Annotated in this window: 13 protein-coding genes; 4 read left to right on the plus strand and 9 right to left on the minus strand. The window is 58.9% G+C overall.

Annotated features, from left to right (window positions below; translation table 11 throughout):
• Positions 1 to 32: 32 nt before the first annotated feature.
• The 9 genes from bamA to RRH01S_RS27200 form a co-directional block, all read right to left on the minus strand.
• Positions 33 to 2366 carry an outer membrane protein assembly factor BamA gene (gene bamA / locus RRH01S_RS27160; RefSeq protein WP_007693425.1) on the minus strand — a complete coding sequence of 778 codons (2334 nt, stop codon included), beginning with the start codon at positions 2364 to 2366 and terminating at the stop codon, positions 33 to 35.
• A gap of 198 nt (positions 2367 to 2564) precedes the next feature.
• Positions 2565 to 4238 carry an RIP metalloprotease RseP gene (gene rseP, locus RRH01S_RS35275; RefSeq protein ID WP_012651361.1) on the minus strand — a complete coding sequence of 558 codons (1674 nt, stop codon included), beginning with the start codon at positions 4236 to 4238 and terminating at the stop codon, positions 2565 to 2567.
• 24 nt (positions 4239 to 4262) lie between these two features.
• Positions 4263 to 5096 (minus strand): phosphatidate cytidylyltransferase, encoded by an 834-nt coding sequence (locus RRH01S_RS27170; protein ID WP_042475563.1) that lies wholly within the window; start codon positions 5094 to 5096, stop codon positions 4263 to 4265.
• On the minus strand, positions 5096 to 5839 hold the full coding sequence (locus RRH01S_RS27175; RefSeq protein WP_007693415.1) for an isoprenyl transferase: 744 nt from the start codon (positions 5837 to 5839) through the stop codon (positions 5096 to 5098). The genes RRH01S_RS27170 and RRH01S_RS27175 overlap by 1 nt, the downstream gene beginning before the upstream one ends.
• Before the next feature lie 105 nt (positions 5840 to 5944).
• Positions 5945 to 6505: a ribosome recycling factor gene (frr, locus tag RRH01S_RS27180; protein WP_007693413.1), complete on the minus strand. Its 561-nt coding sequence runs from the start codon at positions 6503 to 6505 to the stop codon at positions 5945 to 5947.
• 54 nt (positions 6506 to 6559) lie between these two features.
• Positions 6560 to 7282, minus strand: coding sequence for a UMP kinase (pyrH, locus tag RRH01S_RS27185; RefSeq protein WP_034518329.1), 723 nt, complete (start codon positions 7280 to 7282; stop codon positions 6560 to 6562).
• A gap of 151 nt (positions 7283 to 7433) precedes the next feature.
• Complete coding sequence (gene tsf / locus RRH01S_RS27190) at positions 7434 to 8360, minus strand: translation elongation factor Ts (protein WP_007693408.1); 927 nt, start codon at positions 8358 to 8360, stop codon at positions 7434 to 7436.
• 273 nt (positions 8361 to 8633) lie between these two features.
• A complete protein-coding gene (rpsB, locus tag RRH01S_RS27195; protein ID WP_007693406.1) occupies positions 8634 to 9404 on the minus strand; it encodes a 30S ribosomal protein S2 in 771 nt (256 codons plus the stop codon).
• A 201-nt stretch (positions 9405 to 9605) separates the two neighbouring features.
• Positions 9606 to 10433: a cell envelope integrity EipB family protein gene (locus RRH01S_RS27200; protein ID WP_012651359.1), complete on the minus strand. Its 828-nt coding sequence runs from the start codon at positions 10431 to 10433 to the stop codon at positions 9606 to 9608.
• Positions 10434 to 10568: 135 nt separating this feature from the next.
• Here RRH01S_RS27200 and RRH01S_RS27205 point away from each other — a divergent pair, with 135 nt between their 5' ends.
• The 4 genes from RRH01S_RS27205 (at position 10569) to RRH01S_RS27220 (ending at position 13475) form a co-directional block, all read left to right on the plus strand.
• Positions 10569 to 11036: a RidA family protein gene (locus RRH01S_RS27205; RefSeq protein ID WP_041722504.1), complete on the plus strand. Its 468-nt coding sequence runs from the start codon at positions 10569 to 10571 to the stop codon at positions 11034 to 11036.
• The gene (locus RRH01S_RS27210; protein WP_012651357.1) at positions 11036 to 11767 is read left to right on the plus strand and encodes a glycerophosphodiester phosphodiesterase; all 732 of its coding nucleotides are present in this window, start codon (positions 11036 to 11038) and stop codon (positions 11765 to 11767) included. The genes RRH01S_RS27205 and RRH01S_RS27210 overlap by 1 nt, the downstream gene beginning before the upstream one ends.
• Positions 11764 to 12951, plus strand: coding sequence for a GNAT family N-acetyltransferase (locus RRH01S_RS27215; RefSeq protein WP_042475568.1), 1188 nt, complete (start codon positions 11764 to 11766; stop codon positions 12949 to 12951). Before RRH01S_RS27210 ends, RRH01S_RS27215 begins: the two co-directional genes overlap by 4 nt.
• 95 nt (positions 12952 to 13046) lie before the next feature.
• Positions 13047 to 13475, plus strand: coding sequence for an HIT family protein (locus RRH01S_RS27220; RefSeq protein WP_012651355.1), 429 nt, complete (start codon positions 13047 to 13049; stop codon positions 13473 to 13475).
• Position 13476 lies beyond the last annotated feature (1 nt).

Raw genomic sequence — 13476 nt, forward strand, 5'->3', positions numbered from 1 at the left:
GGTGTTAAGCCCGCAGTTCTGGGCTGCCGATATCAGAACTGGTTGGCGATGCCAAACCGGAAATTCTCAACCTTGTCGTAGTCTTCCTTGAGAACCGGTACGGCATAGTCAACACGGATAACACCGAAGGGCGACGACCAGATCAGGCCTGCACCGAGCGAGGCACGGATCGAGCTGTCATTATGCAAGACATCGCCGAACAGATTAGCCTTGTTGCCATAGAGCGTACCCGCATCAGCAAAGGCTGCGAGACGCAGACCGATATCCTGCGGAACACCCGGCATCGGCATGCTTGCCTCAGCCGAGGCCGTGACATAGGTCGTGCCGCCCAACGGATCGCCATTCGACGTGCGCGGACCGATACCGGCATTCTCAAAGCCACGGATTTCACGGCCACCGAGAGTGAACTGGTCGAAGACGTTCAGCTTGCCATCCGTCGGCATGACGTAGCCGGCACCAACCGTCAGCGAGCCGATGATATCAGCCTCATCGCTGATCATCTTGTAATAACGCGCCTTGCCGCTCAGCTTGTAGAAGTCGGAGTCGCCGCCCAGGCCCGCATATTCATGCGTAAACTTGGCGATGATACCTTCACGCGGCAGATTCTGGTCATCCAGCGTGTTGTAAGTGAAGGTCTGCGAAATCGTCGACTGGATCCAAGGACCGTTCAAGACAAGATTCTGATACGGAGCCGACAGGTTGTCTTCCCAATCGTTCGTACCATCGTAGGTGAGGCGCTTGTAGTTGTAACGCAGCGTCGTCGCGAGGTTCTCGGTAATCGGAGCCGTCACGCGCAGCGAGAAGCCCTCTTCCGAGTAATCATAATAGTCGTCGCTCGACGTCTGGTTCTTGAAGATGTCGAAGCCGGCGGCCAGACGATAACCGAGGAAATAGGGCTCGGTGAACGAGATGTTATAGGTACGATTGCCTTCCGTGCCGGCGCCCGCCGCAATACGGATGTACTGACCGCGACCGAGGAAGTTCTTTTCTTCAACCGAAGCTTCGAGCAGCAGACCACCATTGTTGCCGACAGCGTAACCAGCACCGATACCGAACGAGCCGGTCGGCTGATCTTCGACGTTGACGACAACGACAACGCGGTCCGGAGCGCTGCCCGGTGCCGTGCTGATATCAACCTTCGTGAAGTAGCCGAGCGCGTCAAGGCGACGCTTGGCGCGGCTGATCATTTCCTGGTTGAACGCATCGCCTTCGTTGATATCGAATTCACGACGGATAACGTAGTCGCGCGTGCGGGTGTTGCCGCGGATTTCGATGCGCTCGACATAGGCGCGCTCGCCCTGGTCGACCAGATATTCGATACCGATCGTGTGGCCACTGAGGTCACGGTTACCACGCGGCGTGATGCGGGCAAACGGATAGCCGGCCGAAGCGACGCGCTTGGAAATGTTCTCGATCGAGGTCTGGATATCCTTGGCGCTGTAGACATTACCCTTCTGAGTAATGACCAGGCTCTTCAGGTCCTCGGCATTGACGCCATCAACCGTCGAAACGACGTTGATGTCACCATAGGTATAGCGCGGACCTTCATCGACGCTGAAGTTCAGCGTATATTCGTTGTTCTGCTCGTTCAACGTCGCATCGGCGCTGACGATACGGAAATCGGCATAACCGTGATTGTAGTAGAACTGACGCAGCGCATCCTGGTCCGCCTGCTGGCGATCGGCGCTGTAGACGTCCTTACGGGTCAGGAACGACATGAAGTTCGTCTTCTTGGTGCTGATCACCGAAGCGAGACGACCGCTGTTGTAAGCCTGGTTGCCGGAGAAGTTGATCTTGTCGATCTTGGTGCGATCACCTTCGTTGATGACGAAGGCAACGTTGATGCGGCCCTGCGCGACCGGAACGGTCTGCGTCGTCACCTGAACATCATTACGACCGATCGCCGCATAGGCGTCCTTGATCGTCTTGATGTCGGCCTGAACCTGGGTTTCGCTGTAGGGACCAGCGGCATGGGTCTGTACGACACCCTGCAGTTTGTCGTCCTTGATCTTGCGGTTGCCGTTGAAAACCACGGCATTGATCAGCTGGTTTTCCTTGACGGAAACGACCAGCGTGCCGCCGGAAACGGTCACATGTACATCGGAGAAGTATCCGGTGGCATAAAGCTGCTTCACCGAATTATCGATGTCACCGGGCGAGAAGCTCTTGCCGGGCTTGATCGTGAGATTGTCGCGAACAGCATCAACGCCAACACGCTCCGCCCCCCTGACATCGATCCGTTGTATGACAGCGGCTTCTGCGACCGAGGCAGAAGCAAGGGTGATAACACCAGCGCCCGACGCAACAACACCAGCAGACAGCGCTACCGCCGACACTGCGTTCAAAAATCTTGAACCAGCCTTCATTTCACTTCTTACCTTTTTTCAGTCGTCCCCAGCCCCGGGAAGAACCCGATTCCGGCCACGTGTGTCGTTTTACCCGCTTTTGACATACAAGCAAGGGAGCAAGTTAATTTCTGTTTACTTCATTTCAAAGCGTGGCTCATTCGCCACTACAGCTTTGAAACATCGTAAATAAATCGTAATTCTTCCCTTGCTCCCCCATCAGCCTATCCTGGAGCTGATGTCGTTCCATGTCGCAAATACCATGAGTGACAAAACCATTGCGAACCCAATCCGGAAAGCAATGTCCTGCGCTCGGGCACCTAGCGGTTTTCCCCTTACTGCTTCAATCGCATAGAACATCAGATGGCCGCCATCAAGTACCGGGACCGGCATCAAATTTAATAAACCAATTGAAACAGAAAGTATGGCGGCGAATTGGAGCACTGCGGAGAAGCCCAGAGTTGCCATTTGACCGGAGAGTTGCGCCACGCGAATCGGGCCGCCGAGCTGGTCCGCCTTCATGTAGCCGCCGATGACATTGCCGAGATATTCAAAGGTGCCGGAAATGATGTTGCCAGTCTGCTTCACGCCTTCGCTGAGCGCCTGCAGCGGCCCGTATGCCTGATAACGCAGCTTGATAGGCTTCTGTCCATCGCTGATTCCGATGCTGCCGGTCTCCGTCTCGTTGCCGAAGGCATCAGGTTCTGCGGCCATCTTGGGCGTGACTTTGACGTCCCGCGTCACGCCGTCATGCTGGACGGACAATACCACTGCCTTGTCCGCTCGGGAGGCAACATAACGCTGCACCTCACCGATGGAGCCGATGGCGCGTCCATCCACAGAAAGAATGCGATCTCCGAGCGTGATACCCGCGCCTGCGGCAGGACTATCCTGCGCAATGGTGGCCACGAGCGGATCGACCGGCGAAATGCCGACGCTGCCAACATCCTTCTTGTTGCCGGAAGAATCGGTCTCAGCCAGCGCCGCCGGCACCATCGGAAAATCGCGGATCTGGCCATTACGCTCGACGGTCAGGACCACGCTCTTGCCGGGGCGGTCACCGATATAGCGAACGATATCGTAATAGGTCGCGACATTGTTGCCATCGACCGCGACCAAACGGTCGCCGGCCTGTATGCCCGCCCGTGCCGCCGGCCCGCCCGGCTCCACCGCCGTTACCTGTGGGTCGACGAGCGCGATACCGATGCGGCCCATCTCCATCTTGTTGCCGAACTGATCCGTGTCTTCCGCAAGCTTCGGCATGATGTTGAAATCTCGCTTCTGGCCATCGCGCTCGACGCTCAGCACGATATTGCGGCCGGGCCGCATGCCGACATAGCGCTGCACTTCATCGAAGGTCGCGATCTTGTTGCCGTCGATGGCGACGAGACGGTCGCCAGGCTCGATCCCTGCTTCGGCGGCGGCACCGCCGCGCGTGACCATGGCAACGACGGGATCCGCAACCGTGCGGCCATAGGCGCCGAACAGCACGGCGAAAATTGCGATGGCGAGAATGAAATTAGCAATCGGGCCGGCGGCAACGGTTGCAGCGCGCTTCCAGAGCTTGGCACCCGCGAAGGATTGGGCGCGCTCTTCCTCGGTCATGGCCGCGAGCTGATCTGTGTCGGTCTTGCTCGAAGCGTCCTCATCACCGAAGAAACGGACATAGCCGCCGAGCGGAATGAGCGACAGTTTCCAGCGCGTGCCATGACGGTCGGTGAAACCGGCGATCTCGGGACCAAAGCCGATCGAGAAGGCCATGATGCGGATGCCAGACCAGCGCCCGACCAGATAATGACCCATCTCGTGCACGAAAACGAGCAGTGACAGGACGAAAACAAACGTGATGACGTTGTTCGTCAAGAAGCCGATGATGCCTGCCACGCTACCCATGTATTGATCCTGTTCGCGTTGATTTCATACACCGAGCAGGACACTGCCCAATGACATGGTCTCGCCGCTCATTGTCAGCGATATCACGATAGCCAACATAAACGCCGCAAAACAAGCAAAAATTAGTCCATCGACCCGATCCATGACGCCGCCATGGCCGGGAATCAGATGGCTGGAGTCCTTGACGCCGAAACGGCGCTTCATGAAAGACTCGAATAAATCGCCGATTTGGCTGCAAATCGACAGGATCAGCGCGAGCACCGGAATCCATAAACCATCTGCGGAGAAATAGCTCCAGACCACCGCCGTTCCGGCAATCACGGCGGCGATTGCACCGCCGATGGCGCCCGACCAGGTCTTGCCCGGCGATATGCGTGGCGCAAGCTTTGGTCCGCCGATGGCGCGGCCGACAAAATAGGCGAAAATATCGGTCGCCCATACCGTGGCGAAGATGAACAGCATCAGCACGAGGCCGCGCAGATCATCGTCGCGGATCTCGGCAAGGGCGATGGCGGTCAATCCGGCATAAAATATTCCGCCGGGCAGCCACCAGCTTTTGCCACGCATGGCGACCATGATCGCTGTCACCGCAACGAAAGCAAGCAGCACCTCGATGGAGTAGACCGATTCTTCCATCAGCGTTGAGCTGGAAATCAGCACCAGACCCAGCCAGGCAAGCGCATTGCCCTGCGGATCACGGCCATGAAGATCCGATATTGTCGACCACTCATAATAGACGAGCAGACCGATCGCCACCGCCAGCAGGCGGAAGCTCAGCCCGCCGTACCAAGTGGCGACGAGAACGATTGCGGCAAGAATGATGCCGGAGATAATGCGCAGCCGGAGTTCGCGACTCATCAGGACCCCACGGCCGCCTGCTTGGCGGAAAGACCGCCAAAACGCCGATCGCGCGCGGCATATTTTTCCAGCGCGGAGAAGAAAAGGTCCCGGCTGAAGTCAGGCCAGTATTCCGGCATGAACATGAATTCCGAATAGGCGGCCTGCCAGAGCAGGAAATTCGACAACCGCTCTTCACCGCTGGTGCGAATGATCAGATCGGGATCAGGAATTCCGGCCGTATCCAATCGCGCGCCGACCAGTTCGGGGCTGATATCCTGCGGGCGCAGCCGCCCGGCCTCGACGTCCCTCGCGAGGCTGACGAGGGCGCGGGAAATTTCATCGCGCGAGCCATAGTTGAAGGCGATGACCAGCGTCAGGGCCGTATTGTCCCTGGTGGTCTCCTCCGCCTCGATCAACAATGGCAGGATGTCGCCGCGCAGATTGTTGCGATCACCGATCACGCGGATGCGGACATTCTGGCGATGCAGCTCGGCAAGGTCTCGCCGGATGAAGGCCTTGAGCAGACCGAGGAGATCGCTCACCTCCGTCTCCGGTCGACGCCAGTTCTCCGACGAAAAAGCAAAGAGGGTCAGGTATTTTACGCCGATGTCGCCGGCAGCCCGCACGGTCTCGCGCACCGCCTCCACGCCCTTACGATGGCCCATGGTTCGCGGCAGGCCGCGTGCATTGGCCCAGCGCCCGTTGCCATCCATGATGATGGCAACGTGTTCGGGTATGGCAGAGAAGGTCGGAAGTGACATATGGGTCCAGTTTTGTTCGGCGGGAAAGGTTCTGGCCTCTTAATCTAGCGCACCCTTGCCGCTTTCAATATCTCGTGATCGAAAGCGCGATGCCCTAGCGTGAAATCAGACCTGCATGATTTCCTTTTCCTTGTCGACTAGCAAGCGGTCGATGTCCGAAATCGTCTCATCCGTCATCTTCTGCACACGCTCTGACAAGGAGCGGCCCTCATCCTGACCGATGTCACCGTCCTTTTCGGCCTTTTTGAGACCGTCCATGCCATCACGGCGAACATGGCGAATCGCCACCTTTGCCTTCTCGGCATATTCGTGGGCGACCTTCACCAGAGAGCGGCGACGCTCCTCGTTGAGTTCCGGCAACGGAATTCGCAGGTTCTGCCCGTCGATAATCGGGTTGAGACCGAGATTGGATTCGCGGATCCCACGCTCGACGGCACCGACCATCGACTTGTCCCAAACCGAGACCGACAGCATGCGCGGCTCGGGAACCGTGATATTGGCCACCTGGTTCAGCGGCATGCGCGAACCGTAGGCTTCAATCGTCACCGGGTCGAGAATATTGGCGGACGCACGCCCGGTGCGCAGCGAGGCGATGTCGCTCTTGAATGCCGCAATGGCGCCGTCCATGCGGCGCTTCAATTCCTTGAGGTCAGTGCCTTCACTCATGTTTATACTCCCGTCTAATAGGCGACGCCGGGAAGGTCCGGCGCCACAGGAACGTCAATTGTCTGATACGATGGTCTTGCGGCCGCCGCCGGTCAAGATTTCCGCGAAGCCGCCCTTTTCATGGATGGAAAAGACGATGATCGGAATGGAGTTCTCCCGTGCCAGCGCCACAGCGGCAACGTCCATGACGGCGAGGCCCTTTTCGAGCACCTGGCTATGGGTCAATTGCTCGAAGCGGGTCGCATCCGGGAATTTCTTCGGATCGGCGGAATAGATGCCGTCGACCTGCGTGCCCTTGAAGATCGCCTGGGCGCCCATTTCGGCGGCGCGCAGGGCAGCGGCTGAATCAGTGGTGAAAAATGGATTGCCGGTGCCGCCGGCAAAGATCACCACACGGCCAAGCGAGAGGTGATAGAGCGTGGCGCGTTGCGAGAAGCTCTCACAGATCTCCGGCATGGAAATGGCGGAGAGGACCACCGTGTCGATATCGAGCTTGCGCAGCGAGGTCGCCAGCGCCAGGGCGTTGATGATGGTTCCAAGCATGCCCATGTGATCGCCGGTCACACGGTCGCCGCCCTTGGAGGCCACAGCGACGCCACGGAAAATGTTGCCGCCACCGACAACGACGCCGACTTCGACGCCCATTGCGCGCGCCTCTGCAATATCGGAGGCAATCCGGTCGGCGACGGTCACGTCGATACCGAACCCTTGGCTGCCCATCAGAGCTTCGCCGGAGGCCTTGAGCAATACACGCTTGTAGATCGGCTGAGTCATCATGGCTCCTTGAAGTGATCGCGGGGAAGATTGTGAAAGCCGGATACACGAAGGGCATCGCGTTGTCACGCGATGCCCACGGGTTTTCCCGGATATGGTTTCACCTATCTGGGGTATGGTTTCGTTTCGTCAACAGACGAAACGAATTCGATGATCAGCCCTTGGCCACGGCAGCGACTTCAGCAGCGAAGTCGGCCTCTTCCTTCTCGACGCCTTCGCCGAGGAGCAGACGGGCCATGCCAACGACTTCGATCGCAGCGCCAGCGGTCTTTTCAGCTTCCTTGATGGCAGCACCGACCGTCAGGTCCGGGTTGATGACGAAGGCCTGCGAGAGAAGAGCAACTTCCTCGAAGAACTTGCGCATGCGGCCTTCCACCATTTTTTCGATGATGGCTTCCGGCTTTCCGGATTCGCGGGACTGCTCGATGAAGACGTTGCGTTCGCGCTCGGCGACTGCGGCATCGACTTCTTCGGCGCGGATAGCCAGCGGGTTGGTAGCAGCAATGTGCATGGCAACCTGGCGGCCGATCGACGTCAGAACGGCCTTGTCACCAACCGACTTCAGGGCAACCAGAACGCCGAGCTTGCCGATACCGTCACCGGCAGCATTGTGGATGTAGGTCGCCACGACGCCGTGCTCGACTTCAAGCTTGGCCGCACGACGAAGCGTCATGTTCTCGCCGATGGTTGCAATCGCGTCCTTGATGGTGTCGGCGACCGGCTTGCCGGATGCGGGATAGGTCGCAGCCGAAATGGCTTCGACCGTGCCATCGGTGGACAGCGCGACTTCGGCGATGCCGCGAACGAGCTCCTGGAAGGCATCGTTACGGGCAACAAAGTCGGTTTCGGAATTGAGCTCGACGACAACGGCCTTGTGACCGGCGCCGGCAATGGCGACCAAGCCTTCAGCGGCGGTACGGCCGGACTTCTTGTCGGCCTTGGAGATGCCCTTGGCGCGCAGCCAGTCGATCGCGGCTTCGATATCGCCGTTGGTTTCGATAAGCGCCTTCTTGCAGTCCATCATGCCTGCGCCAGACTTTTCGCGCAGTTCCTTCACCAATGCAGCCGTAATCTCGGTCATAAGCTTCCTCTTGTCGGTTCATACGGTGCGGCAAGCGGCTTTGAGCCGAGGCGGCACCGATTTGAGGGACGAAATGTACCCGTAAGTATGACAGCGTTATGAAGCTGCGTCATACTCTGGAATTCTTGATTGGAACATGCCTGGATCTACCGCCCAGGCCATGCGTTCCCTGAAACAGAACAAGGCCGCTCGAACTCCTTGAAGTCGCAAACGGCCTTGTCCCGGATGTCAATACGCTCGGGCGGACAAGCGTCTGTCCGCCGCGGGGCGTGATCAGGCTTCGGTGCCGCCTTCGACCAGGGTCGGCTCGACCGGAGCTTCGATGGAAGCGCCGAGGTCGCGGCCGGATGCGCTCTGCTGGCGAGCGATGCCGTCGATGGCAGCGCGTGCGATCAGGTCGCAGTAGAGAGCGATGGCGCGCGAAGCGTCGTCGTTGCCCGGGATCGGATAGTCGATCAGGTCCGGATCGCAGTTCGAGTCGATGATAGCGACGACCGGGATGCCGAGGCGCTTGGCTTCGTCGATCGCGATCTTTTCCTTGTTGGTGTCGATGATGAACATCAGGTCCGGAGTGCCGCCCATATCGCGGATACCGCCGAGAGCCTTGTCCAGCTTTTCGCGCTCGCGCTCAAGGTTCAGACGTTCCTTCTTGGTGAAGCCCTGGGCGTCGCCGTTGAGGATTTCGTCGAGCTTGCGCAGACGCTGGATGGAGTTCGAAATCGTCTTCCAGTTGGTCATCATGCCGCCGAGCCAGCGAGCGTTGACGTAGTACTGAGCCGAACGCTTGGCGCTGTCGGCGATCAGTTCAGAGGCCTGACGCTTGGTGCCGACGAACAGAACGCGGCCGCCACGGGCAACGGTGTCGCTGACGACCTGCAGAGCGCGGCTCAGCAACGGAACCGTCTGGGCGAGGTCGATGATGTGGATGTTGTTACGATCGCCGAAGATGTACGGCTTCATCTTCGGGTTCCAGCGATGCGTCTGGTGGCCGAAGTGAACGCCAGCTTCCAGAAGCTGACGCATAGAAAAATCGGGCAATGCCATGCCTTTGTATCCTTTTCCGGTTGAACCTCCGCAAGGCGAACAGCATCCTCTTCGAGAATGCCACCGGGCGGAACCATCCGGATTTCTCCCGGACAATCCCATGCCTTACGTGTGGAATGCGGCTGGCCATACATTCGATTCACCGGGAATGCAAGGGCACGGCGGAAAAAAGAGCGATTTGGGCAGCTTTGGCCCGACGCTTTACTGGCAAGCCTTGGCGTCGAGCACTTCCAGCTTGGAAAGTTTGCCGGTGAGCACGAAGTCGCCGTAGTCCATGGTGAGGTCGCGGGTGATACCGTTTTCATAGAGTTTGAACGACATGCGGTAGACCGGTATGGCGTCGCCCTTGGACTTCTCGTTGAAATAGGCGACCGTCACCGGCCAGAACGGTGTCTTGGCAAAGACGCCTGCCTTGTCGGCATCGGGATCGTCGGTGGCCGGCGTCTCCGACTTGCCGACGACGGTGGTTGCGAGCAACGGCTTGTCGCCATCGTCCGAACCGTCGAAAACCTGGGCCTCAAAGAAGTTTTTGCCCAGCTTGGCATTGTGGATGATGTCGAGCATGTGCTCCGTCGGGAAGCGGCTCTGAATGAGTTCGATCTGCCTGGGCTTGGGCTGGGTCAGGTCGACCTTGATGCCCTTCTGATCGTCCGCCGCAGCGCCACGCACGTCCTTGTCGAGCTGATCGTCGGTGTAGGACTTGGTCTCGAAGCGGAATGTCCGTTTGGCGAGATCCTCGAACGTCGTGGTCTGCTGGTCGCTGAGGCGGGTGGTGTCGCCCGTGTCGATCTGCGTGACGAAGCGGAAATTGGTGGTGAATCCGGTGCAATCGGAACCGTCGAACTCATAGACCATGCGGCCGAACATGCCGGCAATGCCGGAGCGATCGGTGGCGTCCTTGAGTTCGAGATCGTAGACGGCGCGATGCGCGATCAGCCCGCTCGGACCAGCCGCATAGGCTACTGGTGCGCCCAGAGATGCGATGCCCAAACTCGAAACAATAACGGCGGCAAGACTCGAGCGGAACATTCATTATCTCCTGTTGGACTCGCACGCGATGTTATAAGAACGCTTTCGGCTAAAACGAGGCCGCCGGTCCCTTATATGGGAATTTAATCTTGATGCCGGATTTTTGAAGGTTTTACAACAAAACGGGAGATGAAAATGTCCAACGCTATCGAGGGTCGTCTGAAGGAGCTTGGCATCGTCCTGCCGCAAGCCGCTGCACCGGCTGCGAATTATGTTCCCTATGTCATCAGCGGCAACCTTCTTTATCTCTCGGGACAGCTGCCGACGGAAAACGGCAAGGTCGGCGTTACCGGCCATCTTGGCAAGGATGTCGACGTTGCCGGTGGCCAGCGCGCCGCTGAGCTTTGCGCCATCAATATCCTCGCCCAGGCGAAAGCCGCCCTGGACGGCGATCTCAGCCGCATCAAGCGCCTGATCAAGCTGAACGGCTTCGTCGCTTCGGTGCCCGAGTTCGTCGAACAACATCTTGTGATCAACGGCGCCTCTAATCTTCTGGCAAATGTACTCGGCGAGGCCGGCAAGCACGCACGCGCCGCCGTCGGCATGGCCGCGCTGCCGCTGAACGCCGCCGTCGAGATCGATGCCATTCTGGAAATCGCATAATGAGCAAAATTGCCTGGCTGACTGAACGTCCCGTCGCCCATCGCGGCTATCACGACATGAACAAGCAGGTCTGGGAAAACACGCTATCGGCCTTCTCCCGGGCGATCGAGGCGGGTTTTGCCATCGAATGCGATCTGCACTATGCCTCGGACGGCGTCCCGGTCGTCTTTCACGATGACGACCTGCAGCGCGTCTGTAATCTTCCCGTCGAAGTGCGCGACCGCACGTCGGGCGAACTCGGCCTGCTGTCGATCGGCGGCACCAAGGACAAGATCCCGACGCTGAAGCAGCTCCTGCGGCTCTGCGACGGCAAGGTGCCGCTGGTGCTGGAACTGAAAGGCCGTGAAGGCGACGATGAGGGCTTTGCAGAAACCGTGCTCGAGGTGCTGGAAGGTTATAAGGGCCATGTGGCGCTGATGAGCTTCGACCATTGGCTGCTCAAGGACCTGAAGGCGCTCGACGCGCCCTACCCGGTCGGCCTGACGGCGGAGGGAAATCAGCCCGAGACGTTTTTTAAGCATGACGAAGCCATGCAGCTTGGGCTAGACTTCATCTCGTATTTCTATGGCCATCTGCCGAACCCATTCATCACGGCGCAGCGCCAGCGCGGCATTCCGGTTATCACCTGGACCGTGCGCGACGAAGCAGCCCGTCAACACACATTTGCCAACGCAGACCAGATGACCTTCGAAGGTTTTGATCCCAGGGAGAGCCCTGCCCTCATTTCATGACAGACGAATTATCCATTCGCGTAGAACGTTCCTTCAAAAATATCGCTCCGGAGGGCTGGTCCAGGCTCGCCGGAGCATCGAGAACGGGTACGCTGCTGCCGTACAACCCGTTCGTCTCGCATGCTTTCCTGTCATCGCTGGAGGAGTCCGGCTCCGCCACCGACAGGACGGGCTGGCTTGGCAACCATCTGCTGCTCGAGACCGATAGCGGCGAGCTCATCGGCGCCGTACCCGGCTATCTCAAGAACCACAGCCAGGGCGAATATGTCTTCGATCATGGCTGGGCCGATGCCTTCGAGCGGGCCGGCGGGCGTTATTATCCAAAATTGCAATGCTCCATCCCCTTCACGCCAGCCACCGGCCCGCGGCTGCTGGTGGCTGAAGGTCAAGATCGCACCGCGATCCAGCCGGCGCTGGCCGAAAGCCTGAAGGAAGTGACCCGGCAGATCGGCGTCTCCTCCGCCCACATCACCTTCCTGCCGGAAGACGAGATCTCCGTCTTCGAGACGGATGGCTATCTGCACCGCACCGACCAGCAATTCCATTTCATCAATGATGGCTACGCCAATCACGATGCCTTTCTGGACACGCTGGCGTCACGCAAGCGCAAGGCACTGAAAAAGGAACGCCGCGCCGCTCTCGAGGGCGGCATCAGCATTGACTGGCTGACCGGCAGCGATCTGACCGAAAGCATCTGGGACCAGTTCTTCACCTTCTATATGGATACCGGCAGCCGCAAATGGGGCCGGCCCTACCTCACCCGCAAATTCTATTCGCTGATCGGCGAGCGCATGGCCGATGACATCCTGCTTGTCATGGCCAAGCGCGAGGGCCGCTATGTCGCCGGCGCCATCAATTTCATCGGCGGCGACGCGCTCTATGGCCGGCATTGGGGCTGCATCGAGGACCATCCCTTCCTGCATTTCGAGGTCTGCTATCATCAGGCGATCGATTTCGCGCTTAGCAAAGGGCTGAATCGGGTCGAGGCCGGCGCGCAGGGAGAACACAAGCTCGCCCGCGGCTATCTGCCGGTCATAACGCATTCGGCGCATTATATCGGCCACCAGGGCCTGCGCCGCGCCGTTGCCGACTATCTCAAGCAGGAGCGCGAACAGGTGGAAGAGATGAGCGAGATCCTGACGGAACACAGCCCCTTCCGCAAAGGCGAGCGGCAGGATAACTAGGGCAATTCCAGGAAAAGTGTGCTGCGGTTTTCCGTCCAGGATTGCGTAAAAACAAAGAGCTAGACAACCATAATCGGAAGACGAGGAGACCCTTCATGACCAGCCCGGCCTATGACACCAACAACATCTTCGCAAAGATCCTGAAGGGCGAAATTCCCTCTGTCCGTGTCTACGAGGACGAGCACACAGTCGCCCTCATGGATGTCATGCCGCAGTCGCCCGGCCACACGCTGGTGCTCCCGAAATCCCCGTCGCGCAACCTGCTCGACGCCGATCCGACCGCCCTTCAGCATCTGATCACGACTGTCCAGAAAGTCGCCGTCGCGGTTCAGGAGGCTTTCGATGCCGATGGCGTCTATATCGCCCAGTTCAACGAGCCGGCCGCCGGGCAAACGGTGTTTCATTTGCACTTCCACGTCATTCCGCGCCACGAGGGCATCGCGCTGAAGCCGCATTCGGGCAAGATGGAAGATGGCGCGGTCCTGGCGGAGAATGCCAAGAAGATCGTCGAGGCTCTGGGCTGAA

The organism is Rhizobium rhizogenes NBRC 13257 (genome assembly GCF_000696095.1).
Taxonomy (GTDB): Bacteria; Pseudomonadota; Alphaproteobacteria; order Rhizobiales; family Rhizobiaceae; genus Rhizobium; species Rhizobium rhizogenes.